Raw genomic sequence first — 25643 nt, forward strand, 5'->3', positions numbered from 1 at the left:
GACAGCCACCGGACGGAATTTGCCGCGCGCCACGCGTTACGTGCGCGCGGCTTTTTCTTGGCTTCACGAAGACGTTCGTCGATGGCCGCCACCTAGTGGGAACAGGGGTTGCTGGCTCGCCGACGCACCCCATCGTTGCTGCGAGCGCGCCGGTGACAGGCGCTCGGGCCCAATCGCCAAGGACCGCATATGTCGCTTTCCCTCGCCCGGCGCATCGCAGCGGCCAGCCTTACGGCCACCCTGTCCGCGAGCCCGGTTGCGCTCAGCGTCTGTTACGGCGCGCAGCCGATCGAGGCGTCGCCCTACTCGAGCGCTGTCGCCCGGCAATCGCCTCCGATCGCGGCATCGCAGGTCAACCCGCACGCCCAGCCCTCTCCCGTCGAGCCGGCATCTCCGTTCGCGCTGTACGGCGAGCTCTATCGCGCGGTGGAGCTTGCCCGGATTTTTCCGGATAGCAAGACGTTCGCCGATATGATCCCGAACGCACCGCCGCAGCAGATCGTCGCCGAGTTCGCCGCCCAGCGGGACCAGCCCGGGTTCGATCTGCGCAAGTTCGTGGAAGCGCGGTTCAGCGCCCCGGCCGGCAGCGATAGCCACTATGCAACGGATCCGAACCAGAACGTCGTCGCGCACATCGACACGCTCTGGAACGTGCTACGCCGCGGCCCAGACCGCGTCGAGAGCCGATGGTCGTCTCTGCTGGCGCTGCCTCAGCCCTATCTCGTCCCGGGTGGCCGCTTCGACGAAATCTATTACTGGGATTCGTACTTCATCATGCTCGGCCTCGAACAAAGCGGCCGGCACGACTTGGCGAAGCAGGAGCTCAAGAATTTCGCCACGCTGATCGACCGCTACGGTCACATCCCCAACGGCAATCGCACCTATTATCTGAGCCGCTCGCAACCGCCGTTCTTCGCGCAGATGGTCGGGCTCATCGCGAGCGAGGATGGCGACCGTGTCTATCTGGATTCGCTGCCGGAACTCAAAGCCGAATATGCCTACTGGATGGACGGCGCGGACAAGCTCGCGCCCGGCCACGCTTATCGCCACGTCGTGCGGCTACCCGACGGCACATTGCTCAATCGCTACTGGGACGACCTCGCGCTGCCGCGCGACGAGTCGTATCGCGAGGACGTGGCGACTGCGGCCGCCACCCCGCAACGCGGCGCGCCCGACCTATGGCGCAACCTGCGCGCGGGCGGTGAGACGGGCTGGGATTTCAGCTCGAGATGGTTCGCCGACAATGCCACGCTTGCGTCGATCGAAGTGACGGAACTGATCCCCGTCGACCTCAATTCGCTCATGTACGGTCTCGAGAAGACGCTGGCCAAGGCGTACCGTCTCCAGGGCGATGCCGCGCATGCGGAGAATCTGGAGGTGCGGGCGAGGACACGTGCCGAAGCGATTCGCCGCTGGTTGTGGGATCCCCAGATCAAGGCATTCGGCGACTATCAATTCGTCGAGCGCACACTCACCCATCGATTGACGGCTGCCGCCGTCTACCCGCTGTTTGCAGGCGTCGCCACGCGCGACGAGGCGCACGAAACCGCCGAGACGATCCGGCGAGGACTGCTTCGGCCCGGCGGCATGGCGACCACGCAAGTCAAGACCGGCCAGCAATGGGACGAACCGAACGGCTGGGCGCCGCTGCAGTATCTCGCGGTGACCGGGTTGCGCCGCTATGGCGAGGACGAGCTTGCGCGCACGATCGCGACGCGCTGGATTCGCACCAATGTCGCCGCCTATGTCCGCACGGGAAAACTCGTCGAAAAATACGATGTGAGTGCCGATGCGTCGGCCGCCGGTGGTGGCGAGTATCCGTTGCAGGACGGCTTCGGCTGGACCAACGGCGTGCTGCGGGTGCTATTGACATCGTATCCGAACGCTGTCGACATCGCGGCTGCGAAACCCTCGAGCGCCGCAGCGTTTGTCGCGCCCATGCGCGCTTCCATGAAGCGCGATCGGCGCTGACCGCCTTCGGCACAGCGACCGGTTTTTTCGCCGTATGTAGCGATTGCAGCGATGCTGCAAAAAGGCGCTTCAAAACTTATCCGGCGGCAATGGATCGGTCGCGAAAGACGCGAGCCTCTTCACGCAACCATGCGGTGAAAAGACGAAGCCCTTTCTTGGGGCGAGTTGAAGACGGCACGACGAGGCGGTACGCAAACCCCGGCAGACACGGACCATCGATCCGACGTAGGCGGCCCCTGCGCAGTTCCTCATCGATGAGCACGTTGCTGCACATCAACGGCCCGAGCCCGCACTCGGCGGCGTAGAGCGCGAGCATCTCCTCGCTGTACCACGACATGCGAAAGTGAACGGTTTTATCGTGGTCGACCCGCGCGAGCCAGGCCGACCAGTCGGGCGCATTCAACGCGCTGTTTGCCCACTTGTAGGCGAGCAGCGGATGTTTGCGGAAGTCTTCGATCGTCGGATTCCGGCCCTCCGGACAAATACCTCGATCGGCGACCGCCAGATAACAATCTTCCAGAATCAAGGCATCCCGTGGATCGTCATTGACGGGCCCATACCGGATAGCGAGGTCGATGGACTCGGCCCGCAGATCCACGATATTTTCCGAACCGTGGAGGTGCACCACGACTTCCGGGTGGATCGCGTTGAACTGCGACAGCCTCGGCATCAACCAGCGCTCGGCGAACGCTCGCGTGGCCGAGATCTGAATCGAGTCGTCGTTGGTCGGCGTATTGACGATCTCGAACGCCTGGGCCATGTGGTCGAAGCTGTCCCTGAGCAGCGGGTAGATCGTCTTGCCGACCGGCGTAAGCGTAACGGCCCGCCCCGTTCTTTCGAAGAGTTTGTGGCCGATCCGCGCCTCGAGCTGACGGATTTGATGGCTCACGGCCGTGATCGTGACGGAGAGCTCGGCTGCTGCAGCGGTGAAGCTTTGATGGCGGGCGGCCGCCTCGAATGCGCGGATCGAATTGAGCGGTGGCAACTTGCGCATGGCGAAACGCCCTCATTCCGAAGTCGGCCGGTTACGGTGAGTGCATTCTACCGAAGCCGGCCCGCGCTTAGCAGGCATCCGGCAGCGCGGCAACAAGGCATTCAGTAAATTGCATAATGCGCGTCGGTCGGCAGCATGCCGTTGACTGCGGTGACATCCTGCGGACAGGCCGACATCACGACGATGCAGTCCATTTCCGCGCGCAGGGCGACGTGCTGGCCAGCACGACTGACCGGCGGCGCGAATTCCAGTTGCCCGTTCGCGTGCACCGGCACGTTCATGAAGAGATTGAGCGGACACGGCGTATCGTGTGCCTTCAGGCCGAGGCTTGCGAGCGCAGTGGCGAGGTTGTCGGTGCAGTTGTCATGGTGGCCCTCGACGCCCAGCTGCGCGTAGCGGTGCCGGTCGCAGGCTGCAATCAGCGTGTCGTGCACGCCGGGCGTCGTGTCTTCGATCATCGTCAGGATGGGCCGCCGATGATTCGTGAGGAGCGTGTCGCCCACCTTCGGTACCGTCCTCAGCATCGATGCCCGGCTATGCTCCATCGACATCGATTCGCCGATGTCATCCCCATTGAACGCCCAGGTATCGATAACCTGATGACCGTGTGTGTTGATCACCTTGATCGTCGCGCCTTTGGCGAGCCGGACCGCCACGCCGCTACGCGCGGGAATGCGCAAAGGCGTGCCGTCACGGCCAACCGTTGTCGTATTCATGTGCTGTTTCTCCACGAGAAAATTCAGAGGCTCCTGCTTCGATGCATGGTGTTCAGCTGCTGGCAGTCTCCCGAACATCAGCCAACTGGCGAACCAGTTCGGGGACGGCGGCAAAGGCGTCCGCCATCGACGCTCGATGTCGTTCGTCGCCGAATTCCTGATAGCTGATGCTGATCGCGTGGCTTTCCTCGACACCCAGGTAATGCGCGCAAGTGAGGATATGGGTATCGAGGTGATTCATCTTTTCGCGTACGCCGCCGGGCCCGAATCCGAACTCGCCGTGCGAGCTGAGCATGACGAGCTTCTTGCCGCTCATGATCGGCGCGAGCGGAAAGTCGCCGCGAGCGAGGTCGAACGTAAACGTCTTGCCCACGCGGATCACCTTGTCGAACCACGACTTCAGCGCGGCCGGCATCCCGTAGTTGTACATGGGCGTGCCGATGACGATCACATCCGCACGGTCGACTTCGTCGATCAGTTCGTCGGACAGGCGCAATGTCTCGCGCTGCGCCGGCGTCCGATCCTCCTCGGGTGTGAAGGCAGCGGCAATCCATTCCTCGGTAATGAACGCAGGAGGATTGGCTCCGACATCGCGGGTAATGATAGTGGCGTTTGGCTCCAACTGCTTCCAGGCGTCGACGAAGGCGCCCGACAGCCTGCGGCTGAGCGAGCGGTCACTGCGTGCGCTTGCATCGATGTGCAAAAGAGTGGTCATAGGGTGCTCCTTTTTGTTGCCGAACGAAAGAGATGGATCGATCCGGAACACCGATTTAGCCACGACGTGTTCGCGCGCACGATTGATGAATTTTTTGGGCCAGTTGAGAAAATCTCAACGACGCGGGTTGAATGGCGGGTCTTTCGTTTTTCTCAACCCCGGTTGAGAAATCATCGGTTTCGCCGTTTATTTGTCTTCGCTCCAATACGTACTCAACGATTCAGCGTAGCGTTCGAAGAGGAGACAGCCGTGTCGAACAATCAGATGTTGCAAGCGCAGGAGCGCACCGGTAGCACATTAGATGTGCATGGTATCGAACCCGTGCCGTACGAAAGCAGAACCTCGGGGCAGCTCGACCAGTTCTGGATCTGGGCCGGCGCAAACGTCGCACCGATCAATTGGGTGCTCGGCGCGATCGGCATCCAGCTCGGCTTGAGTCTCGTCGAGACGCTTCTCGTCATCGTGATCGGCAACGTGCTCGGTTGCGCGTTGTTCGGCGCCATGTGCGTGATCGGGCATCGCTGCGGCGTTCCCCAAATGGTGCTCTCGCGGCTGGCATTCGGCCGGCGTGGCGCTTGGCTTCCCACCCTCATGCAGGTGTTGATGCCGATGGGCTGGGTGGCGATCAATACGTGGATCGTGCTCGATCTCGCCGTTGCGGCGCTCGATCGCATGGGTATCGGCGGCGGCATCGAACTCAAATATGCCATTGCCGTCGCAGTCATGGTGATTCAAGTCGGCATCGCGACATGGGGTTTTCACGCGATCCGTTATTTCGAGCGGTACACGATGCCTTTCGTGCTGGCCATCATGGTCGCGATGACCGTGCTCGCCTTCACGCACGTGGACATTCACTGGCATGTGTCGACGGCACATGGGATCGGCAAGCTATCCGCGATGAGCAAGCTGATGACTGCGATCGGCATCGGGTGGGGAATTTCGTGGCTCGTCTACGCATCGGACTACACCCGCTTCACGAAGCCGACGTTGAGCAGCCGGCAGGTCTTTCGCGCAACGTCGCTCGGCATGTTCCTGCCGACGGTCTGGCTCGCGCTATTGGGGGCGGCGATCGCGTCGGCAGGCACGAGCACCGATCCGTCCCAGCTCATCGTCGCCGCGTTCGGTGCGATGGCGCTTCCGGTGCTGCTCGTGCTCGTCCACGGCCCGGTCGCGACCAATATCGTCGTCATCTATTCGGCCGCGCTTGCTACGCTGTCGCTGGATCTGCGCGTTCCGCGGTGGGCCGTTTCCGTCGGCTCCGGCATCGTCGGGCTTCTGATCCTCTATCTGTTCCTGCGCTCAGGCACGTTCGCGAGCACATTCGAAGACGCGATGGTGTTCTTCGTCGTATGGATCGCACCGTGGGCCGGAATCGTCCTCGTGGATTTCTTCGTGATCCGTCGCGGCAGCATCGATGTCGATGCGCTATACCGCCACCACACCGTCAGCGGCTGCGGAGACATCAAATGGTCCGGTGTCGTCGCGTTGTCATTGGGTGTGTTCGCAGCGTGGCTCTTTCAGATCGGGAGCATCGAATCGATGCAAGGACCCATCGCCATCGCGAGGGGCGGTATCGATCTTTCATGGCTCGCCGGTCTCGCCGTCGGTGGCGGAAGCTACTACCTCCTTCATCTCGGCCGGCGCCAGATTCGCTCGTCACAGGCGCCGCTCGTCGACAACAGGAGCTCGACATGAACCCCGTGCGCATGGACAACATGACGTGGATGGAATACGAGCAGCGCGTCAAAGCCGGATCGGTCGTATTTCTCCCGTGCGGCGCGACGGAACAACACGGGCCCCATCTTCCGCTCGGCACCGATGCGTTGCTCGCGAGCGCGATCTGCGAAGACGTGGCACGCGAGGTGGGCGGTATCGTGGCGCCGGCAATCTCATACGGCTATAAATCGCAACCGAGAAGCGGCGGCGGTCAGCATTTCTGCGGCACGACCAGCGTCGACGGCGCGACATTGAGCAGCTTGATCCGTGACGCGGTACGCGAATTCCACCGCCACGGTGTCAGGCGTCTCGCGATCGTCGTCGGACATTTCGAGAACCAGTGGTTCGTCACCGAAGGGATCGAACTCGCGATGCGTGAGATCGGGGAGCACGGCGGCATGGAAGTCATGCGGGCCGAGCATTGGGAGTTCTGTCGCAAGGAAACACTCGATGCGGTTTTTCCGGATGGCTTTCCCGGCATCGCGCTCGAGCACGCCGCGGTGATCGAGACGTCGATGATGCTGCATTACTATCCGCAGTTGGTCTCGCTCGACCGAATCCCGGGGCACGGCCCCGCGCAATTCCCGGTCTACGATATGTATCCGGCCCGTACCGCGTGGGTTCCGTCGAGCGGCGTCCTGTCGTCCGCGAAGGATTCGACGAGCGAGAAGGGGCGGTTGCTGGTCGCGGACGTGGTCGCCGGCATGGCGACGGCTGTACGCCATGAGTTTGTTCTGGACGAGCAACGGCGCACGCAGTCCGCGCTGTAGCGCCGTTGCGCGTCATGGCTCGGTGTCGGTACCTCGTTCGAAGGGACTGTCGACGCGATCCGGCGAGATATCCGCATCTTCCTCGAGCGTCGAGTCGCCGTCCGCCGACGCTCGCTCGCCGGTTCCGGCCCGATCGGTATCACTTGCGAGTTCGGCATCTCCCGTCTCCAGCGCGTGCTCGTCGAGTTCGGTATCCCGATCGAAGTCGTGCCGTTTTGCCCCGGCAATGTCGCTGCCGCTGTCGGAAGAATCGCTCGGGCCGAGCGCGCCGGTATCGCGGCCCTTTTCCGCCCCGCTTTCATCGCGTTCCGGGAGCGGATTGTCTGGATCGAGCGTGCTGCTCATGGGCTTTCTCCTATCGAGGTGAACGTTCATCCAGCAAGTCAGCATCGAGCGCGCCTGCCCCCCGCGGCGAGGCCGGCACGATCGATGCGGCATGAATGAGTTGCGACTCTCACTAGCTCAGGAGGCACCTCATGAAAGCACACGCCGGCCGGTCGCAGGACGAACGCGTTGCGACGCGAAAAGGCCGATCGTTGCCGTCTCTCGAACCGCCTGGAGGGAAGATGGCCGAGGAAGGGACACAACCCGACGAGACGCATAGCAGCGGACAACTGTCGGAAGCTGGAAAGGCGGTCTGGCGCACCGGCAGCGGGATCGACGGCGGCGGGAAAACTCGCCGTTGACACCGCATGAAGGAACGATCGTTGCTTGAACGGTCATCGCGCCGGCCGTGACCGGCGCGAGCGCGCGCAGGCGAAATTTGCAGCGTGCGGCAGATTCGATACGACACTGAAAAGGAGGACGCCATGCGTACTCAGAAGTCTTCATCCACGACCACACCGTCGATGGGCGCCCACATCGTGGGCAAGGGCAGCGAAACCTCAGCGGGTCCGGGGCCCGAGGTGATGGCTGCCAGCACACTCGATAGCGACAAGATTCTCAGCACCGATGGCGAGGAAGTCGGCAAGGTCAAGGAGATCATGCTCGATGTGCAGACCGGGCGTATCGCTTATGTCGTGATGTCGTCGGGCGGTTTTCTCGGGATAGGCGACAAGCTGATGGCCATTCCGTGGAGCGCGTTGACGCTGGACACGACTCGCAAGTGTTTTCTGCTTTCGCTGTCGTCGGAACGCGTGAAAAACGCCCCGGGCTTCGACAAGGATCATTGGCCGACGATGGCGGATCGGACGTGGGCGACTTCGCTGCACCAGTACTACGGGCGTGAGCCGTACTGGCAGCAGCTCGGGGCGGACGACGAGTACGAGCGCGGGCGCGGTGTCGGCGCGGAAGATCTCGACCCCGATGCGCCGGAGTCCGGCGGGGTCAAGCTTTGACCGCTTGTGACGGCTAACGGCCCCTCGTGATCGTCAGTCGATCATTGGGGGCTCGCGGCCTCGCTCGCGTGCTTCCCCGCTCTTGATTGCGACGCGCCCTCCGAGGCGCCCGCAGCCGGCGCGGCCCGTTTCGCAGCCGATGCGCCCGCCGTCCCAACGGCGCCTTGCGTACCGGGCTTACGGGCCGCACCGGACGAATCGCCGTTCATCACCGTCCCCTGGGCAGCAGCAACGCCCGCCCAAAGCAATGCTATCCATCGCGCCGCTCGCGCATACGCTTTCATTGAACACTCCCTCGGCGAAAATCCGACGCATGACCCGGGTCACTTGCTCGCCGCCGTCTTTGCAATCGCGCTCCGCAGCTCGCGAACCTCGCGCGGCGTGACGGGCGCTGCCTGATTGCCCCAGGCGTTGCGCACGAACGTCAGCACGCGCGCCATTTCCGTATCGGTGAGCTTGCCGCCGAACGCAGGCATCTCCTGAGGCTTCGGTCCATCCTGGGTCTTGGCAGTCGATCCTCCCTCGATCAACAGTCGTACGAGCGAGGTCGTCTCCGGTGCCAGCACCACCGCACTACCGGCAAGCCGCGGGTATTTACCCGGCTCCCCCATTCCGTCGTCATGATGGCAACGCGCGCAGAAACCCCGGTACAGTCCCGCGCCCGGCTGATTGATCGCACCCGTGCGCAACACATCGACGGTACGCTGACGTTTGGCCGGATCGGTGTCGGCAAGCCCATTGCGCCGCCGCGGCACAAGCGTCTTCAGGTAGGTCGAGATCGCCTCGAGATCGGTATCGGTGAGGTATTGCCCGCTGTTCTCGATGACTTCGACCATGCTGCCGAAAGCCGCCGCACCGGCGCCGTGTCCACGCTTCAGGAAAGATGCGATATCCGCCTCCGACCACCGCCCGAGCCCGGAAGCCGGGTCGCCCGTCAGGTTCGGTGCGAACCAATGATCGACGGTGCCGCCCGTCAAGAACAGGGGGTCCTTGTCGCTATAGCCGCGCTCTTCGTAAGCCGGGCCACGCCCCGTATGGCACGCCCCGCAGTGTCCGAGCGCCTGTACGAGGTAGGCACCGCGATTCCACGCAGCGCCACGATTCTCGTCCGGCTTGAATCGCTCGTGCGGCGCAAAGAACTCGTTCCAGAAAACGAGCGCCCAACGTTGATTGAACGGGAACGGCAACTGCGTTTGCGGCGGCCGCTTCGGCACCGGCTGCACGCCGTGCATGAAATAGGCGTAAAGCGCCCGCATGTCGTCGTCGCTGATCTTCGCGAACGACGGATAAGGCATCGCGGGATAGAGATGCTTTCCGCCCGGCGCAATACCGTCGCGCACAGCTCGAACGAAATCCTCGTAGCGGTATCGGCCGATTCCAGCCTCCGGATCCGGCGTGATGTTGCTCGACCAGATGATGCCGAACGGCGAGCGCACCGGCAGCCCGCCCGCGAATGGCGCTGAAGGCTGCGGCGGATTCCCCGCAGGCGCCGCCGTATGGCATCCCGCGCAATCGGCCGCTTTCGCCAGATACGCGCCGCGCGCGACCAACTGCGAATCGGCACTCCCGGGGTGTGCGGGCGCCGGCGTGGGCGCAGCAGGCGCCGCGTCGGCAAGCGCCAGGCGCGACGGCAAGACGATCCCCGCGGCGAACGCGAGCATGAACGCCACGCCGCGCGCAGCCCGGGCCAGTTGCAGCGCGCAAACCGCTTCGCCCAGACCCCGATCGAATTGCGCCGTTCCCTTGTTCATGATTTCAACACCCGGAAACGAGGGCGACGGCAACGTCGGTTGCCACGAGCGCGAAGAGAAACAACAGGCTGGACATGAACCCGACCTTGGCAACGAACGCCTCGCCGTTCAATAACGTCCGGTCGGCGCGCGGGGGCGCTTCGTTCGCTCGATCGGCGAGGCGGCGCCAGTTGCGCCAAGACAAGCATGCTCCCGCGACGCCCACCACCAGCGCAGCGGCACTGATGCCGACGACAGCGCGAAGCGCCGCGCCCGCATACGATGCGCGCATCGGCGCATCGTAGGGAAAACAACTTTGCGCAACGAGCGCCTCCGCAATACAGACCTGCAGCGTCCATGCCGCCGGTGCGGCAAGTATTGCAACGAAAACGCGCCACGGTGCCACGGGCGTCTCGCCGATCACACGTTGTTCATTCGCGCTGTCTGCCATCGGAGCCACCATCGACGAACCGTTATCCGATCCAATAAGGTGTCAAATAGATCGTAGTGAAAATGAAGAGCCATACCACGTCGACGAAATGCCAATACATGCTGCCGATCGTCAACGCCGCGCACCGTCGCTCGTCGAAATATCCGAGCGCCGTCCATGCATCCAGCAAGGCGAGCACCACGAGGCCGATCAGCACGTGCGCCATATGAAAGCCGGTGATCGTGAAATAAAGCGACCCGTACAGATTGGCGAGCGGCCCGTATGGGTGACCATGCCACTCGTGGAGCTGAATGCCTACGAATACGATGCCGAGCACAATCGCGATCGTCATCGATACGACGGCAGCTCGCAGACGCGCGCGGCGCACCATGCGCTCGCAATACCAGACGAACCCGCTGCTCGACAGCAGAATCAACGTATTGATTGCACCGAGCGGAAGCTTGGGCAAACCCTCGGGCGGCCAATGCCGCGTGGTCTGCACCGCGAGGTACAGATAAGTGAAGATCAGATAGCCGAACAACGCGCCCTCGGTCGCGATCAGCATCAGACAGCCAAGCCAGCCGCTGGAACGATTGCCGGCACTACCCACGGGTACGCTGGTGCCGGCTGGTCGCAGCGTCGCCGCGGAGGCGCTCTCGGCCTCGCTCTGCTCGGCCCCGTCCCACGCGGGTCCCGAACTTCCTGCGAAAGAGCGTGGAGGCTGTTCCATGTCAGTGCCTCGCGACGGGTTCGGGCTCGCGCTGCATCAATCGGCGTTCGGGCCACAGCCAAACGACGATCGTTGCGGCGGCGCCAAGCAGCGCGAGGCCGGCGAAATACCAGGCATGTAATGCCAGCCCCGCGAAGAAGAGCGCTGCCGTGAGGCCGAGCCAAAACGGCGCGTACGAGTCTTCCGGCATCTTCAGAATCACATACGGTGCGGCTTCGAGCGCGGTCGTCCCAAGCGCCTCGCGCCCCTGATCGAGGATATAGCCATCGGCGAGGCGCGAGCGCGGCGCTTCGCCGGCATCGCCGCCTTCCCCTTGCATTCGCCCTTCCCACAGCGGATGGCGGCTGGCGATCGTCGGCACGACGGCGAAGTTGTAAGGCGGTGGCGGCGAAGGAACGGTCCATTCGAGTGTCGGCGCATCCCAGGGATTGTTGCCTGCGATCGGTCCGCGCTTGCGGCTATACAGCACATCGACGACGAACACGGCGATACCGAGCGCAAAGATGAACGAGCCGATCGACGTCAGCAAGTTGACGGTCGTCCAGCCCATATCGGCGCCGTAGGTATAGATTCGCCGCGGCATGCCGAGCAACCCGGCGATATGCATGGGGAAGAACCCGAGATTGAAGCCGACGAACATGAGCCAGAACGTGATCCGTCCAAGCCGCTCGCTCATCATCCGTCCCGTGAATTTCGGAAACCAGAAATAAATGCCACCGACTACAGGGAACACATTGATGCCGATCAGGACGTAATGCAGATGCGCGACGACGAAATAGGTATCGGTCAACTGCCAGTCGAGCGGCACGGCAGCCGTCATCACGCCCGAGACGCCGCCGATCACGAACAGCAGTACGAAACCGGCGAAGTACAGAAACGGCACGCGAAAAACGGGGCGTCCCGTCCAGATCGTCGCAATCCATGCGAACGTTGCGACGGCGCTCGGAATCGAGATCACCATGCTGGCCGCGCCGAAAAACGACAGCGCGAGCGGCGGCAGGCCGGTAGCGAACATATGGTGGATCCAGACGACGAAGCCGATCACCATCGTCGCGACAGTCGATATCGCCACGGGCCCGTAGCCCACGAGCGGCCGCCGGCAGAAGACGGGCAGCGCGTCGGAGACGATGCCCATGGCCGGCAGCACGACAACATAGACCCACGGATGCGCGAAGATCCAGAACATGTGCTGCCATAAGAGCGCATGCGAGCCGGCGGTGACATCGAAAAAATGCGTGCCGATACGGCGATCGAGCCACAGCATGAGGAACGCGAGGCTCACGGACGGCACCGCGAAGAGATTGGCGCCCGATGCGGTCAATGTGCCCCATACGAGCACCGGAATGCGATCGATCGACATGCCCGGCGCGCGCATTCTCAGCAGCGTAACGACGAAATTGACCGCCCCCACCGTCGTCGAAATGCCGAGCAGCACCATGCCCAGCGAATAGACATCGATGTTCGGCCCGACATCGTAGGTCAAGTCCGATAGGGGTACGTAATTGAACCAACCCGCATTCGGCGCCTCGCCGAGCGGAAAGCTCGCATACAAGAAGATGCCGGCGAACACGAAAACCCAATAGGAAAACGCGTTGAGCCGCGGGAAAGCCATATCGCGCGCACCGAGTACGAGCGGCCACAGGAAATTCGAAAAGCCCGACAGCACCGGCGATGCATAGAGAAAGATCATCGTGATGCCGTGCATCGTGAACAGTTGGTTGTACTGTTCCGGCGTGAGCACGGTCGCGTTCGGCTGGGCGAGCTGCACGCGCATGACGAGCGCTTCGACGCCTCCCAGCAACAGAAAGAGAAACGACGTCACCAGATAGCGCAGGCCGATCGTCTTGTGATCGACAGTGGAAAACCAGCCCCGCCACCCACGCCGCGTTTCCCAGATTTCGGCAAGGCGCTCGGCACGGTCGGCATCGATGGACTCGCGCACGAGCGGCCTCGAAAGCCGCATGGTTTCCGGCGAATCGCCGGACAATGCAGGGGCGGGCGTATCGGACATCGGCTATCTCTCGCTTGTTCCTCGTTGAGTCCCGGTTCAGTGAAGCGTCGCCAGATAGGCGGACAGCGCGCTCGCATCCGAGGCGGACAGCGCCATCGAAGGCATCATCGAATCGGGCTTGATGCGCTGGGCATGCTGGATCCAATCGAGCCGATTGGCAGCGGTGTTGGGCAACTGCCCGGCGGCGATCAACCGTCTCGAGCCCAGATGCGTGAGATCGGGCGCTTGAGCGCCCGCCGCATCGGTGCCGCGAACCGCGTGGCATCCGGCGCAGCGCTCGCCGAACAGACGCTTGCCTGCATTGATCGCAGCCGACTGAGCGGCAGGCGACGCGCCGCGCGCCTGCGCCCGCCGCCATGCATCGAATTCCGCCTGCGGCTGCGCGACGACCTCGAACGCCATATGCGCATGCTGGGCGCCGCAAAACTGCGAGCATTGCCCGCGATAGACGCCCGGCGCATCGGCCTCTATCCACTGCTCGTTGATCTGGCCGGGGATCATCTCGGTCTTGCCGGCCAATTGCGGAACCCAGAAGGCATGGATGACGTCGGCGCTGCGCAGCTTGATCTGAACCGGTACGCCGACGGGGATATGAATTTCGTTCGCAGTTGCGAAGCTGCGCGAGGCATCGTCGGCATACGGGTACTCGACCTTCCACCACCAGTCATAAGCCGTGACATCGATTTGCAGCGCGGGCGCCACGCGCGGCGCGGCCACCGATTCGAGCGTCGCCATCACATAGATCAATGTGGCGAACAACGCGAGCGACGACACCCCCGTGCCGATGTAGATCCACGACATGCCCCCCGCTTCGGCCCCGATCGCATCGGGCCGCCCGCTCCGGCGCCGACGCATGAGCGCGGCTACGAGCAGCGCGGCCACGACGATCATGACCGCGCTCACGAGCGCGATGAGCGCCCACTCGAGCCGTTGCGTCGGCAAGCTCGCCGGCCCGGCGGCATGCGCCAGGTATTCGAGCGGCGCCGTCTTCATCGCTCAGCGTGCGGGGGGACGGCCTGTCGGTGCGGCAGTGCCTTTGTCTTCGCTGCCCCCGGTGCCATCCTCGCTGCCGTTGGGGGTGCTGTCGCTTTTATCGCGATCCTTGCCCCCTTTATCGTCTTTCGAACCGATCTTCGTCGTGCCGCCGACGGCGGGTGGGTCGCTGGCGGGAAAGGTATCCTCGACCGACTTGTCGATGAGGTCCTCCTCGTGCTTCGACTGCTCGCCCTTCTTGCTCGTATCGCTGCTCATGGCAAATCCTCCCTCGTCAAGGATCCTGCGATTCGCGCATGGCACATGCCTGACGACACGCGCAACGCAGCCGTGCATGACCATTGCCATCGTCTGTAAAAGTTGACCACCGGCAGCCTGTAACTCGCGGATCGGCGCCGGGGGCCACGCAGTGCGCCGCATCGTTCATGCCCGGGCCGCCTCGCGCGCCCCTGGCCTCGCGGCGGGGCCTCCCGCTGGGCCGGCGCAGCGGGGCCGGCCCAGCGGGGCATGCCCCTTGCGTGTCGGTGGCGTTGGGTAAGCGTTTACCGATTCCGCTGAAAATGAGCGTTGCCGACCACTCCACACGCCGTGCTGACTCCCCGAAGGCACCAAGCCGCGACAACACACCGATCGCGGCCGTCCGCGCGCACGCCTTCACGATACCGACCGATGCGCCCGAAGCCGATGGCACGTTCGAATGGCATGCCACGACGCTCATCGTCGTGGAGATCGACGCAGGCGGTTGCACCGGTATCGGATATACGTACACCGATGCCTGCGCCGCCGCATTGATTCGCGAAACGCTCGCCCCCGAGCTGCTTCATGGCGACGCGGGCTGCGTGCGTGCGCTCACGCAGCGGCTTTGGCGCCGCGTGCGCAACATCGGCCGCGCCGGCGTCGCCGCCACGGCCATTTCGGCCGTGGACTGCGCTCTGTGGGACCTGCAAGCGAGACTCGCCGGATTGCCGCTCGTACGATTGCTCGGCGGACCGATACGCGAAGCCGTACCGGTCTATGGCAGCGGCGGCTTTACGAGCTATAGCGACGTGCAGCTGCGAGAGCAATTCGAACGATGGGTGGGGGAGAACGGCTGCCGCGCCGTCAAGATGAAAGTCGGCAGCGAGCCGGCCCGCGATCCGGAGCGCGTCGCATGCGCGCGCGCGGCGATCGGCGACGCCGCCGCGCTGTTCGTCGATGCGAACGGCGCGCTTTCTGTCAAATCCGCACTCGATTGCGCGCAGCGCTTCGCCGAATGCGACGTCACCTGGTTCGAGGAACCCGTTTCTTCCGACGATCTCGCCGGGCTGCACGCGGTGCGACGCCGTGCACCGCCGGCAATGGACATCGCGGCGGGCGAATATGCCTATAACCCCGACGATTTCCGCCGCATGCTCGAAGCGCAGGCAGTCGATGTAATGCAGGCCGACGCGAGCCGATGCGGCGGCGTGAGCGGCTTTCTCAAAGCGGCCGCGCTCTGCGACGCATGGCATATCCCGTTGTCCGCACACTGCGCCCCGGCGCTGCATCTGCACGTCGCGGCCGCGGCACCTGGCCTGCGTCATGTGGAGTGGTTTCACGACCATGTGCGCATCGAAGCGATGCTGTTCGACGGCGCGCCCGTCGCGCGCGACGGCGTCATCCGGCCCGATCTCTCGCGCCCGGGGTGCGGCCTCGAATTCAAGCACCGCGACGCGCAACGTTTCGCGGTATGAAGGAGCCGACAACCCGATGAACGGATCGAACCACGGATGGCTTGCCGCCTTGGGCGTCGTGGCGCTCGCTGCCGCGGCCGCGTCGCATTCGAAGACGAACCAACGCCGGCTCCCGCACCGTGCCGGTCGCTCAGAAAACGACACCTGCGATGGCGCCGTGCCCGCACCGAGCCAGGCGCGGCACGACGAGCGCTCCAGGCGCGTTCCCGCTTCGCAAATCGCCACGCATATTGCCGCCGCACGCAGCTTCAACCGCAGCTCGGCATTGCTTGCCTGGTCGGCGCTGACCGATTCGGCCATCGAACACTATCGCGGCTCCTATGCCAACCCGGCGATGTTCGTTCCGCTCGCGGCCGGCGCGCTCTGTCTCGCTGCCGGGGTACATGGCGGCACGGATGAAGCGCCCAGCACGCACGGGCTACGCCGCGCGATTTATCTGGCCGCTGCCGGCGTTGGCATCGCCGGTACCGGCTTTCATCTTTATAACGTGACCAAACGTCCCGGCGGCTGGAGCTGGCACAACCTCTTTTACGGTGCGCCGCTCGGCGCGCCGATGGCGCTACTGCTGTCGGGCGCGCTCGGCGCCGTCGGCGAGACGCTGCGCGACGAACCGCTCGAGGACCCGCGTCTGTTCGGGCTGCCCGCCGGCAAGGCGCTCGCGTTATTGAGTGCGGTCGGCTTGGTGGGGACTGTCGGCGAAGTTGCGTTGCTGCATTTTCGGGGCTCGTTTCAGCATCGGGCCATGTATGCGCCCGTCGCCGTGCCGCCCGTTGCGGCAGCGTTGCTGGCTCGCGCGGCGCTCGGCGAGCCGCGCGTACGTTGGTGGACCCGCGCGTGGCTGCGCGTCACCGCCGCGCTCGGCGCGCTGGGCGTGGCGTTCCACGCACGCGGCGTGGCGCGCTATCACGGCGGCTGGCGCAACTGGTCGCAAAACGTATTGAGCGGACCGCCCCTGCCCGCCCCGCCGAGCTTCACTGCGCTCGCGACGGCCGGCCTGGCCGCGCTTCGCCTCCGGGAGACCGAGCGATGAACCCGAAACACCCCCTTGCGTCGCCCTACCCCGGCTACGACGTACTGAAGCTGCGCGACACCCCGTCGTGGGACGATGTCACGCGTGCCGTCATCGATGAACGCCTCGCCCAACCCAACGCGCCGCGCTTTTGCAACGACACGCAATGGCGCGCATTGCAGGCGCTGTGTGCCGTGATCGTTCCGCAATCGCTCGACCCGTCGGTCGACGTTGCGCATCGGCGCTTCGCAGCGCCGCGGATACCGGTAGCGGGCCTCGTCGATACGCGGCTCGACCAGGATACGCGCGACGGATATCGCGACGCACGCCTTCCCCCACTGCGCGAGGCATGGAGAATCGCGCTCGCCGCGATCGATGCCGAATCGCAGACGTTGCACGGCGCCGCATTCGCCGATATCGACGAAAACGCGCAATGCGATGTCCTTCGCCGCATGCAGACGGGCGAACTGCAAAGCCCTGCATGGCAGGGCATGGGCAGCGACGTTTTCTTCCGCTTGCGTCTGATGGTCGACATCGCCTCGGCTTACTACTCGCACCCGCACGCATGGAGCGAGATCGGCTTCGGCGGGCCCGCCAATCCGCGCGGGTACGTCCGCATGCAGGCGAACAGACGCGATGCGTGGGAGCCCGTGGAGGCCCGCCCGGGACAAGAGGAGAACGCGCGTCGGGAGAACGGCCGTGTTCGATGAAGCCATGCACACGCCGCGCGGCAAAAACGGCCGCGCGCCCGACGTCTTCACGATCGGCGGCTGGGTGCCGATGCGCGAGTATCCTCAGGACGAGCCCGTGGATTTCGCCATCGTCGGTACGGGTGCGGGTGGCGGCACGCTCGCCTGCCGGCTTGCCGAACTCGGGTTCTCGGTCGTCGCGTTCGATGCCGGCGCATGGTGGCGTCCGCTCGAGGAGTTCGCATCGGACGAAACGCATCAGGCCAAACTCTATTGGACCGAGGAGCGCATCTGCGACGGCGACGATCCGCTCCAACTCGGCAGCAACAACAGCGGGCGAGCCGTCGGCGGCAGCACGGTGCACTTCGCAATGGTCTCGCTGCGCTTTCGGCCCGAATGGTTCAAGTCGCGCACGTTGCTCGGTTATGGCGCCGACTGGCCGCTCGATTGGCGCGAGATGTGGCGCTATTACACGGAGGTCGAAGAGGCCCTCAAGATTTCGGGGCCGGTCCGCTATCCGTGGGGCCCGCCCCGACCTCGTTACCCCTACCGCGCCCACGAACTGAATGCGCCCGCGCTGGTGCTGGCGCGCGGCGCCGAAGCGCTCGGCATCGATTGGACCCCGACGCCGCTGGCCACGCTGTCCGCGCCGCGCGGCCGGGCGCACCCGTGCGTGTATCGCGGATTCTGCGTATCGGGCTGCGCGACGAACGCGAAACAGAGCGCGCTCGTCACCTGGATTCCGCGCGCCGTGGCCGCCGGCGCCGAGATTCGCGATCTGGCGATGGTCGGGCGTATCGATGTCGGCAGCGACGACCGCGTGACCGGTGTCGAATATTGCCGCGAAGGCCGCTGGCAGTTCCAGCGGGCACGCAACGTCGTGGTCGCCGGCTATGCGATCGAGACGCCGCGATTGCTGCTGATGTCGGCGACGTCCCGTTTCCCGGAGGGGCTCGCGAATCGCTCGGGCCTCGTCGGCAAAAACCTGATGGTGCAGGCGAATCAAGCAGCGTGGGGCGTCATGGACGACGAGATTCGCTGGTACAAGGGGCCGCCGTCGCTCGCATTGACCGAGCATTGGAACTACGAGGACAAGGGCAAGGATTTCTTCGGCGGTTATTGCTATATGAGCCAGGGGCCGCTGCCTCATGTATGGGCCTACGTTCAAACGGGCCGTGGGCTCTGGGGCGAGGCGTTGCACGAGGAGATGTCGAAGTACAACCATCAGGCCGGGCTGAAGATGGTGGGCGAGACGCTACCGCAAGAGCGCAACCGCGTCACGCTCGCCGAGGAAAAGGATGCGCTCGGATTGCCTATCGCTCGCGTCACGCATTCCCTATGCGAGAACGACAAACGGCTCATCGGCCACGCGCTCGACTATATGAGCGATGCGCTCGTTGCCGCCGGCGCGAAAGAGGTCTGGCGCCAACTCGACGACACTTGCCATCTGAACGGCACCGCCCGCATGGGCGACGATCCGCGCACGAGCGTCGTCAATGCGGACTGCCGAAGCTGGGATATCCCCAATCTCTGGATCTGCGATGGCTCCGTTTTTCCGACGGTAGGCGGCGTCAATCCGTCTCTGACGATTCAGGCCATCGCGTGCCGCACGGCCGACCGCATCGCCGCCATGCGGGGACGCGGCGAACTATAGGGCCTGTTCGCGCTGATTACAGGCCCAGATCCGAGCGGCACGATCGTTGCGTCGTCTTGTCTTATGTAGCAGGACGCAACTTCCAGCGGAGGACTGCATCGTGGAAAACAACGAACACAACCCGACCCAGAGTCAGCAAAACGAGATCGCGGCGAAGAGCCCCGCCAAGACTCCAGCAGCCGGCGGCGCATCGCCGGACGCCGCAACGCAGGCACGCGAGTTCGGTTCCGCGCGACACGCCACATCGGCACAGACCGTCGCGGCCAAAGAGCCTGCGCCGCTGCCCGCTCTCCACCGGCAAGCGTCCGAAGACACGGGCGACCCCGTCGCGCGGGCCAATGCCCGAATCCATTCGGTCGACAATGCGGGCATGGCCGCAACCGACGATACGGTCGACACCGACGGCAAGGGTCTCGAAGCGCGACGTGGCGCTTCGCAATGGCAAGACAACGTCATCTATTCGAACGCCTCGCTCGACGACAGTATCCCCGTGCCGTCCGAAGGACTCGTCGACTGGGACTCGCGCATGGGCGGGACAATGCCCGTTATCGCCACGCGAGCCGGCTGGCAGGTCGTCCCTCGCGGGACCATCGCTATTCCCGATCGCCATGGGACGCACGCCGAGCAAGTCTTCACCCTCGATCGCATCGGCAACTGAGCGCGGCGACGAACGCCCCCATCAACGGACGAAACGGATATCTCGATGCTCGGCTCTCGCATACCGAAAGTAGTCGTCGTCACAGGCGCGAGTGCGGGCGTCGGCCGGGCCGCGGCGCTCGAATTCGCGCGGCTGGGCTCCGATGTGGCGCTGCTCGCGCGCGACCCGGGCGCGCTCGAACAAACGGCCGAGGAGGTGCGCGAGCGCGGTGTGCGCGCGTTGTCAATCGCGCTCGACGTCAGCACCGCGGAGGCCGTCGAAGCCGCCGCCACGCAAATCGAATCCACGCTCGGCCCCATCGACGTCTGGGTCAACAACGCGATGGTGACGGTGTTCTCGCCCGTCGCCGATATCGCCCCGGCCGAATTCGCGCGCGTGACCGAAGTCACCTACCTCGGCTACGTCTGGGGCACGATGGCCGCGGTGAAGCGCATGAGCGCGCGTAATCGCGGCGTGATCGTGCAAGTCGGCTCGGCGCTCGCCTATCGCGCGATTCCGCTTCAATCGGCCTACTGCGGCGCGAAGTTCGCGATTCGCGGCTTCACCGATGCTCTGCGTTGCGAGTTGCTGCACGACAAAAGCCGGGTCCGCGTAACGATGGTCCAAATGCCGGCACTCAACACGCCGCAGTTCGACTGGGCACTGAACCGCATGCCCGGCGCACCGCGTCCGGTACCGCCTATCTATCAGCCCGAGGTCGCCGCACGCGCCATCGTTCACGCCGCCACGCATCCGCAGCGCGAGTTGTGGGTAGGGCTGTCTTCGATCAAGGCGATCGTTGCGAACAAGCTAGCACCGGGTTGCCTCGATCGGTATCTCGCGCGCAACGCCTATGAGGCACAGCAGCGCGACACCGCGGCGGACCCGGCACGTCCCGTCGATCTTTGGCAGCCGGTGGCCGGCCGACATAGAACGCGCGGCGCATTCGATGCGCAAGCCAAAACGACGAGCGCCACGCTGTGGCTCGATACGCACCGCGGCGCCGCGCTGAGCGCCACGGTGGCCGTCGCGCTCGCCGCGATGCTGTTGCGGCGGCGCGCCCATTGACGATCGATCAGGAGTCCTATCAGGAGTCCTTCTTGCCCGGCAAGACCGACGCCATGACTTGCTTGGCCGTATTGACGAGCACGCTGCCTTCGCGCGGGTCGCCTTCCATCAGCGTGCGCATGAACTGACGCGCCTGCGTGAGCGTGATATGCGGCGGCAACGGCGGTACTTCCGGGTCCGTCTTCACCTCGAGCACGACAGGCTGCGACGCCGATAGCGCTTCGTCCCATGCCGGGCCCAACGCCTCGGGGCGATCGACGTAGATGCCCTTCAGTCCGATCAGCTCGGCGAAGCGGTGGTACGGCACGTTGGGCAGGACCTGGGACGCGTCGAACTTCGGATCGCCCTCCATGACGCGCTGCTCCCACGTCACCTGGTTCAGGTCCTCGTTGTTGAGAACCATGCAGATCCAGCGCGGGTCGGCCCACTGCTTCCAATACTTCGAGACCGTGATCAACTCGGCCATATTGTTCATTTGCATCGCGCCGTCGCCGACCATCGCAATGACCGGCCGCTGCGAGTGCGCGAACTTCGCGGCGATGGCATACGGCACGGCAGCGCCCATCGATGCCAAGCCGCCCGAAAGCGAGCACATCATGCCGCGGCGGATCTTCAGATCGCGCGCAAACCAGTTCGCGCAGGAGCCTGAGTCGCTCGTCAAAATGACGTCGGGGGGCAGACGCGGCGACAGCTCGGTGAATGCGCGCTGAGGATTGACACCTGTTTTCGTCGTTTCGCCCGCACGCTTGTCGAGCGTCGCCCACCAGTCCTCGGTCCAGTGCGCGATACGCTTTTGCCAGGCGTCGTCGTCCTTCTGGTCGATGAGCGGCAACAGGGCGCGCAGCGTCTGCGCGGCATCGCCGACCAGGCTGACCTCCATCGGATAGCGCAGGCTCAGCATGCCGGCATCGATGTCGATCTGCACGCCGCGCGCGTCGCCCTCTTTCGGCAAGAATTCCGAATACGGGAAGCCCGAGCCGATCATGAAAAACGTATCGCAATTCGTCATCAGCTCCCAGCTCGGCTTGGTGCCGAGCAAGCCGATGGAGCCCGTCACCCACGGATATTCGTCGGGCACGACGGCCTTGCCGAGCAGCGCCTTCGCCACGCCGGCGCCGAGCTTCTTGGCCATTGCGATGACTTCGTCCGTTGCATTGAGCGCCCCCGCGCCCACGAGCATCGCCACGCGGCTGCCCGCGTTCAGCACATCGGCGGCCCGCGCGAGGTCGGCGGGCGCCGGCACGACGCATGGCCGCGAATAGCCCACGCCCGAGTGCGCCGTTCCGTGCTTGCGCGCCGGCGGGGCGTAATCGAGTTCCTGCAGATCGCTCGGCAAGATGATGGCAGTGACCCGCCGTTCGGCAAGCGCGATGCGTACGGCCCTATCGACCATGTGCCGCACCTGGGCCGGCACGCTCGCTTGCTGCACATAAGCGCCTGCGACATCCTTGAGCATGGACGCGATGTCGATTTCCTGCTGATAGTGCGCGCCGAGCCCCGCACGCGCTTGCTGGCCGCAGATGGCCAGCACCGGCATATGATCGAGCCGTGCGTCGTAGAGTCCCGTCACGAGGTGCGCGGCACCGGGCCCCGAAGTCCCGATGCAGACACCGAGCTCGCCCGTGAACTTGGCATGCGCGCTGGCCATGAATGCCGCCATTTCTTCGTGGCGTGCCTGAATGAATTCGATCTTTCCCTCAGCGCGATTGAGCGCGCCGAACACCCCGTTGATGCCATCGCCGGGGTATCCGTACATTCGCCGCACCCCCCATTGATGCAATCTTTCGACGATGAAATCGCCTACTGTTTGCGCCATGCCTGCCTCCGCTATGCGTTGAACCCTGAAGCAGTGTCCGGCGCCGATCGGCACCCAGGGCGCCGGACACTAACGCAAGAAAAGGCTGCAAAAAGCGGACCCAGCGGCGGCGGCTTTCCCTGCCTCAGCGGGATTTGTCCATGCCCAGGCGGTCGCGCATCTCGCGCGTGATCCTCTGCCGCGCTTTCGCATAGTCGGCCCACGGATCGGCCCGCAACGTGTCCAACCTTTCGTGAAGATTCGTGACGGTCCACTGAGCACCACCCGTCGTCTGCTCGACCTCTTCCCATGCTAGCGGCACCGAGACGCCCATCCCCGCGCGCGCACGCGGCGAATAAGCGACGACCGTGCTGGAGCCCCGGTTGTCGCGCAGATAGTCGACGAAGATGCGGCCGCGCCGGTTCTGCGCCCCCATCTTCGCGCTGAAGCGATCGGGCAGCGTGGCGGCCATGTGCTGGGCGGCCGCCTGCGCAAACGCCTTGACGTCGTCCCACCCCGCCTGTTTCGCGAGCGGCACGACGACGTGCAGCCCCTTGCCTCCGCTCGTCTTGCACCACGAGTCGAGCCCCAGTTCCTGCAGCAGCGAGCGTGTCAGCAGCGCCGCCTCGATCATGCGATCCCAGCCCAGCTTCGGATCGGGGTCGAGATCGAACACGACACGGTCGGGCTTTTCGATGTTGGAGGCGACGGCGTTCCAGGTGTGCAGCTCCACGGTCCCCATTTGCGCCGCACCGACGAGCGCTTCGACACTGTCGATCGTCAACAGCGGCGGGTGACCGGGATCGAGTCCTTCATGCTGTGTGATATGCGGAATCTCGAGCCGGCTCGTCGTGTGTTTTTGAAAGAAAAGCTCCCCTTCGATACCCCCGGGCGCCCGCACGAGCGCAAGCGGCCGGTCCTTCAAATGAGCGAGCATCCAGGGCGCGACCCATTCGAAATAACGCGCGAGATCGCCCTTGCGAAATCCCGAAGTGCCGTCGATGACACGGTCCGGATGTGAAATTCGCACACCGGCGACGGTCGTTTCATCGGTCGATGTCGAGGAGCGGCGCGAGCTTGGATGAGCCGACGCCCGCCCCGAGGTGCCACGGTGCGCCTTGCGGGCGGGCGTTGGGGCTGACGGTTCACGCGTTTGCGAACCCACTTGGTCTCCTTTGCGCGGCGTCTCTTGCGCGACCTCGTCCGCAGGCTTGTCTTGCCTGAGGCTGATGAACGATGCCTGACGGACGATGCGCTCGCTCGTCCATTCCGAAAAGTTACATTCCGCGACCAGCTCGGGCTTGACCCAATGCACGCGCGTCCGACTGCGCTCGCGCGGCATTTCGGCAAACGGCATCTCATCGGTCTCGCGCTCGTCGAGGGCCTTTTTGATGGTACGCAGCGTCGTCGTGTCGAATCCCGTGCCCACGCGCCCCGCGTAGTGCAGCCGGCCATTGACGTCATGGACGCCCAGCAGCAGCGCGCCGAAACCGGTACGGCTGCCCGACGGCTCGGTGTATCCGCCGATCACGAACTCCTGCCGCCGCCGGCAGCGCAGCTTGATCCATGCGCCGCTTCGCGTCGAGGTATAGGCGCTGTCGCGCCGCTTGCCGATGATTCCCTCGAGCGCCATTTCGCAGGCACTGCGCAAGAGGTCGTTCGCGTCGAGCGCGAAATCCTCGGAAAACCGTATCGTTTCCTGTTCGGGCTCCTCCATCAACGCACGCAACAAAGCGCGCCGCTGCACGAGCGGCACCTTGCGCAGATCGTAGCCATTGAGGTAAGGCAAATCGAACAGGAAAAAGACGATCTCCTGGGGTCGATTGGCATCGAACGCGTTTTGCAGCGCCTGGAAACTGGGCACGCCGCGCGCGTCGAGTACCGTCGCTTCGCCATCGAGCCACGCCGTTTCCACGTCGAGCGCGGCCAACGCTTCGATCTGTCGGCTGAACTTGTCGGTCCAGTCGAGCCCGCTGCGTGTGAACACTCGCACAGGCTTCGATCGATCCTTGCGATCGATGCGGACCAGCATGCGGTAGCCATCGAACTTGATTTCGTACGACCAATCGTCGCCGGTCGGTGCCGAATCGACGAGTGTCGCCAATTGCGGCTTGAGCGCGGCGGGCAACGACGCCTTCGTCGCGCCTTCGATGGCCGGCGAGCGGGCGAGCTCACGCAGCGACTCCGAGCTGCGTGTCGCAACGATATCGGGCCGTCCGCTTTTCTTTTCGCCCGCGTGCGGCGCCTTGGCGGGCACCGCGAGCCGACCGGCCGGCTTCGCCTCGCGCGCCGTCCTGGAGCGTGCGGTCGTCCCGGCTTTGCCGCGGCCTCGCGCCTTGTCATGACCGTTACCGAGCACGCTTCCCGGACGCTCGGCGATCACATCGAATTCCGCTTCGCTGCGGGCCTCCTCGTCGCGCTCCTTGATGAGCAGCCACTGCTCCTTGTCACCGCTGCCGCGCATACCGCTGCGTACGAGCGCCCAGCCGCCGTGAAGCTTTTGGCCATCGAGCCTGAACTTGAGCCGGCCGGCCTCATAAGCCTTGCGCGCCTCCTTCGGCCCCCCGGCCGGTTCCCAGGTGCCGCGATCCCAGACGAGCACCGTCCCCGCGCCGTAGTTGCCTTCGGGAATCTCCCCCTCGAACGACCCGTATTCCACAGGATGGTCCTCGACATGAACGGCGAGCCGCTTCACGGAGGGATCGAGGCTCGGCCCTTTCGGCACCGCCCACGAATGAAGCGTGCCGTCGAGTTCGAGCCGAAAGTCGTAATGCAGGCGCCGGGCGTGGTGCTCCTGGATCACGAAAGACAGTTCATGCTGTCCGCGGCGCGCGCGCGATGCGCCGGCCGGCTCCGGCGTCTCGCCGAAGCGGCGCTTTTTGCGGTAGGTATCGAGGTTTCCGGCCATGCTAGCGATCCCGACGGTGGGTGAGATGGATCGGCCGGCACATCATCGCGATACAGAC

At 64.6% G+C, this 25643-nt stretch carries 23 protein-coding genes; 11 read left to right on the forward strand and 12 right to left on the reverse strand.

The window, feature by feature from the left end; all coding sequences use genetic code 11:
* The first annotated feature begins 189 nt into the window (after positions 1–189).
* On the forward strand, positions 190–1971 hold the full coding sequence (gene treF, locus ACR9ZC_RS05065) for an alpha,alpha-trehalase TreF (protein WP_481579381.1): 1782 nt from the start codon (positions 190–192) through the stop codon (positions 1969–1971).
* A gap of 76 nt (positions 1972–2047) precedes the next feature.
* On the opposite strand, the gene ACR9ZC_RS05070 is transcribed toward treF, so the two are convergent.
* The 3 genes from ACR9ZC_RS05070 to ACR9ZC_RS05080 form a co-directional block, all read right to left on the reverse strand.
* Positions 2048–2965 carry a LysR substrate-binding domain-containing protein gene (locus ACR9ZC_RS05070; RefSeq protein WP_481579382.1) on the reverse strand — a complete coding sequence of 306 codons (918 nt, stop codon included), beginning with the start codon at positions 2963–2965 and terminating at the stop codon, positions 2048–2050.
* A gap of 101 nt (positions 2966–3066) precedes the next feature.
* Entirely contained in the window at positions 3067–3681 is a 615-nt protein-coding gene (locus tag ACR9ZC_RS05075) for a DUF1989 domain-containing protein (protein WP_481579383.1), read from the reverse strand.
* A 52-nt stretch (positions 3682–3733) separates the two neighbouring features.
* Entirely contained in the window at positions 3734–4396 is a 663-nt protein-coding gene (locus tag ACR9ZC_RS05080) for an FMN-dependent NADH-azoreductase (protein ID WP_481579384.1), read from the reverse strand.
* 249 nt (positions 4397–4645) lie between these two features.
* Between ACR9ZC_RS05080 and ACR9ZC_RS05085 the strand changes: the two genes are divergently transcribed.
* Positions 4646–6091, forward strand: a complete 1446-nt coding sequence (locus ACR9ZC_RS05085; RefSeq protein WP_481579385.1) for a purine-cytosine permease family protein — start codon at positions 4646–4648, stop codon at positions 6089–6091.
* Positions 6088–6882: a creatininase gene (locus ACR9ZC_RS05090; RefSeq protein ID WP_481579386.1), complete on the forward strand. Its 795-nt coding sequence runs from the start codon at positions 6088–6090 to the stop codon at positions 6880–6882. The genes ACR9ZC_RS05085 and ACR9ZC_RS05090 overlap by 4 nt, the downstream gene beginning before the upstream one ends.
* Before the next feature lie 12 nt (positions 6883–6894).
* Here ACR9ZC_RS05090 and ACR9ZC_RS05095 read toward each other — a convergent pair whose 3' ends face one another.
* The gene (locus ACR9ZC_RS05095) at positions 6895–7227 is read right to left on the reverse strand and encodes a chemotaxis protein (RefSeq protein ID WP_481579387.1); all 333 of its coding nucleotides are present in this window, start codon (positions 7225–7227) and stop codon (positions 6895–6897) included.
* Positions 7228–7358: 131 nt separating this feature from the next.
* On the opposite strand from ACR9ZC_RS05095, the gene ACR9ZC_RS05100 reads away from it, so the two are divergent.
* Positions 7359–7568 (forward strand): hypothetical protein, encoded by a 210-nt coding sequence (locus ACR9ZC_RS05100; protein WP_481579388.1) that lies wholly within the window; start codon positions 7359–7361, stop codon positions 7566–7568.
* A gap of 123 nt (positions 7569–7691) precedes the next feature.
* The gene (locus ACR9ZC_RS05105) at positions 7692–8219 is read left to right on the forward strand and encodes a PRC-barrel domain-containing protein (protein WP_414720216.1); all 528 of its coding nucleotides are present in this window, start codon (positions 7692–7694) and stop codon (positions 8217–8219) included.
* 323 nt (positions 8220–8542) lie between these two features.
* Here ACR9ZC_RS05105 and ACR9ZC_RS05110 read toward each other — a convergent pair whose 3' ends face one another.
* The 6 genes from ACR9ZC_RS05110 to ACR9ZC_RS05135 form a co-directional block, all read right to left on the reverse strand.
* Entirely contained in the window at positions 8543–9880 is a 1338-nt protein-coding gene (locus ACR9ZC_RS05110; protein ID WP_481579727.1) for a cytochrome c, read from the reverse strand.
* 94 nt (positions 9881–9974) lie between these two features.
* A complete protein-coding gene (locus tag ACR9ZC_RS05115) occupies positions 9975–10400 on the reverse strand; it encodes a hypothetical protein (RefSeq protein ID WP_481579389.1) in 426 nt (141 codons plus the stop codon).
* A 22-nt stretch (positions 10401–10422) separates the two neighbouring features.
* Positions 10423–11109, reverse strand: a complete 687-nt coding sequence (locus ACR9ZC_RS05120) for a cytochrome c oxidase subunit 3 (RefSeq protein ID WP_481579390.1) — start codon at positions 11107–11109, stop codon at positions 10423–10425.
* A 1-nt stretch (position 11110) separates the two neighbouring features.
* On the reverse strand, positions 11111–13072 hold the full coding sequence (gene ctaD, locus ACR9ZC_RS05125) for a cytochrome c oxidase subunit I (protein WP_481579728.1): 1962 nt from the start codon (positions 13070–13072) through the stop codon (positions 11111–11113).
* 84 nt (positions 13073–13156) lie between these two features.
* The gene (gene coxB, locus ACR9ZC_RS05130) at positions 13157–14113 is read right to left on the reverse strand and encodes a cytochrome c oxidase subunit II (protein ID WP_481579391.1); all 957 of its coding nucleotides are present in this window, start codon (positions 14111–14113) and stop codon (positions 13157–13159) included.
* A gap of 3 nt (positions 14114–14116) precedes the next feature.
* The gene (locus ACR9ZC_RS05135; RefSeq protein WP_331569182.1) at positions 14117–14371 is read right to left on the reverse strand and encodes a hypothetical protein; all 255 of its coding nucleotides are present in this window, start codon (positions 14369–14371) and stop codon (positions 14117–14119) included.
* A gap of 302 nt (positions 14372–14673) precedes the next feature.
* Here ACR9ZC_RS05135 and ACR9ZC_RS05140 point away from each other — a divergent pair, with 302 nt between their 5' ends.
* The 6 genes from ACR9ZC_RS05140 to ACR9ZC_RS05165 all read left to right on the forward strand — a co-directional run bounded on the left by ACR9ZC_RS05140 (position 14674) and on the right by ACR9ZC_RS05165 (position 20882).
* Positions 14674–15825, forward strand: a complete 1152-nt coding sequence (locus tag ACR9ZC_RS05140; RefSeq protein ID WP_481579392.1) for an enolase C-terminal domain-like protein — start codon at positions 14674–14676, stop codon at positions 15823–15825.
* Between the two features lie 16 nt (positions 15826–15841).
* Complete coding sequence (locus ACR9ZC_RS05145; protein WP_481579393.1) at positions 15842–16855, forward strand: hypothetical protein; 1014 nt, start codon at positions 15842–15844, stop codon at positions 16853–16855.
* A complete protein-coding gene (locus ACR9ZC_RS05150; protein ID WP_481579394.1) occupies positions 16852–17544 on the forward strand; it encodes a gluconate 2-dehydrogenase subunit 3 family protein in 693 nt (230 codons plus the stop codon). The genes ACR9ZC_RS05145 and ACR9ZC_RS05150 overlap by 4 nt, the downstream gene beginning before the upstream one ends.
* A gap of 4 nt (positions 17545–17548) precedes the next feature.
* The gene (locus tag ACR9ZC_RS05155) at positions 17549–19177 is read left to right on the forward strand and encodes a GMC family oxidoreductase (RefSeq protein ID WP_481579729.1); all 1629 of its coding nucleotides are present in this window, start codon (positions 17549–17551) and stop codon (positions 19175–19177) included.
* Between the two features lie 100 nt (positions 19178–19277).
* A complete protein-coding gene (locus tag ACR9ZC_RS05160; protein ID WP_481579395.1) occupies positions 19278–19835 on the forward strand; it encodes a DUF3005 domain-containing protein in 558 nt (185 codons plus the stop codon).
* Between the two features lie 45 nt (positions 19836–19880).
* Positions 19881–20882: an SDR family oxidoreductase gene (locus tag ACR9ZC_RS05165; protein WP_481579396.1), complete on the forward strand. Its 1002-nt coding sequence runs from the start codon at positions 19881–19883 to the stop codon at positions 20880–20882.
* A 19-nt stretch (positions 20883–20901) separates the two neighbouring features.
* Here the strand turns inward: ACR9ZC_RS05165 and ACR9ZC_RS05170 are convergent, their stop codons facing one another.
* Positions 20902–22698, reverse strand: coding sequence for a thiamine pyrophosphate-requiring protein (locus ACR9ZC_RS05170; protein ID WP_331573876.1), 1797 nt, complete (start codon positions 22696–22698; stop codon positions 20902–20904).
* Positions 22699–22822: 124 nt separating this feature from the next.
* Positions 22823–25585 carry a DNA ligase D gene (gene ligD, locus ACR9ZC_RS05175; RefSeq protein WP_481579397.1) on the reverse strand — a complete coding sequence of 921 codons (2763 nt, stop codon included), beginning with the start codon at positions 25583–25585 and terminating at the stop codon, positions 22823–22825.
* Between the last annotated feature and the right edge of the window lie 58 nt (positions 25586–25643).

Source organism: Trinickia sp. HAY1-2D, from assembly GCF_056754935.1.

Excerpts from the sequence above, each read along its gene's own strand:
- ACR9ZC_RS05105 (WP_414720216.1), top strand. The coding sequence starts at position 7,692 with ATGCGTACTCAGAAGTCTTCATCCACGACCACACCGTCGATGGGCGCC.
- ACR9ZC_RS05100 (WP_481579388.1), top strand. The coding sequence starts at position 7,359 with ATGAAAGCACACGCCGGCCGGTCGCAGGACGAACGCGTTGCGACGCGA.
- ctaD (WP_481579728.1), bottom strand. The coding sequence starts at position 13,072 with ATGCGGCTTTCGAGGCCGCTCGTGCGCGAGTCCATCGATGCCGACCGT.
- ACR9ZC_RS05145 (WP_481579393.1), top strand. The coding sequence starts at position 15,842 with ATGAACGGATCGAACCACGGATGGCTTGCCGCCTTGGGCGTCGTGGCG.
- ACR9ZC_RS05150 (WP_481579394.1), top strand. The coding sequence starts at position 16,852 with ATGAACCCGAAACACCCCCTTGCGTCGCCCTACCCCGGCTACGACGTA.
- ACR9ZC_RS05070 (WP_481579382.1), bottom strand. The coding sequence starts at position 2,965 with ATGCGCAAGTTGCCACCGCTCAATTCGATCCGCGCATTCGAGGCGGCC.
- treF (WP_481579381.1), top strand. The coding sequence starts at position 190 with ATGTCGCTTTCCCTCGCCCGGCGCATCGCAGCGGCCAGCCTTACGGCC.
- ACR9ZC_RS05135 (WP_331569182.1), bottom strand. The coding sequence starts at position 14,371 with ATGAGCAGCGATACGAGCAAGAAGGGCGAGCAGTCGAAGCACGAGGAG.
- ACR9ZC_RS05165 (WP_481579396.1), top strand. The coding sequence starts at position 19,881 with ATGCTCGGCTCTCGCATACCGAAAGTAGTCGTCGTCACAGGCGCGAGT.
- ACR9ZC_RS05075 (WP_481579383.1), bottom strand. The coding sequence starts at position 3,681 with ATGAATACGACAACGGTTGGCCGTGACGGCACGCCTTTGCGCATTCCC.
- ligD (WP_481579397.1), bottom strand. The coding sequence starts at position 25,585 with ATGGCCGGAAACCTCGATACCTACCGCAAAAAGCGCCGCTTCGGCGAG.
- ACR9ZC_RS05110 (WP_481579727.1), bottom strand. The coding sequence starts at position 9,880 with ATGCTCGCGTTCGCCGCGGGGATCGTCTTGCCGTCGCGCCTGGCGCTT.
- ACR9ZC_RS05120 (WP_481579390.1), bottom strand. The coding sequence starts at position 11,109 with ATGGAACAGCCTCCACGCTCTTTCGCAGGAAGTTCGGGACCCGCGTGG.
- coxB (WP_481579391.1), bottom strand. The coding sequence starts at position 14,113 with ATGAAGACGGCGCCGCTCGAATACCTGGCGCATGCCGCCGGGCCGGCG.
- ACR9ZC_RS05170 (WP_331573876.1), bottom strand. The coding sequence starts at position 22,698 with ATGGCGCAAACAGTAGGCGATTTCATCGTCGAAAGATTGCATCAATGG.
- ACR9ZC_RS05155 (WP_481579729.1), top strand. The coding sequence starts at position 17,549 with ATGCACACGCCGCGCGGCAAAAACGGCCGCGCGCCCGACGTCTTCACG.
- ACR9ZC_RS05140 (WP_481579392.1), top strand. The coding sequence starts at position 14,674 with ATGAGCGTTGCCGACCACTCCACACGCCGTGCTGACTCCCCGAAGGCA.
- ACR9ZC_RS05115 (WP_481579389.1), bottom strand. The coding sequence starts at position 10,400 with ATGGCAGACAGCGCGAATGAACAACGTGTGATCGGCGAGACGCCCGTG.
- ACR9ZC_RS05090 (WP_481579386.1), top strand. The coding sequence starts at position 6,088 with ATGAACCCCGTGCGCATGGACAACATGACGTGGATGGAATACGAGCAG.
- ACR9ZC_RS05080 (WP_481579384.1), bottom strand. The coding sequence starts at position 4,396 with ATGACCACTCTTTTGCACATCGATGCAAGCGCACGCAGTGACCGCTCG.
- ACR9ZC_RS05095 (WP_481579387.1), bottom strand. The coding sequence starts at position 7,227 with ATGAGCAGCACGCTCGATCCAGACAATCCGCTCCCGGAACGCGATGAA.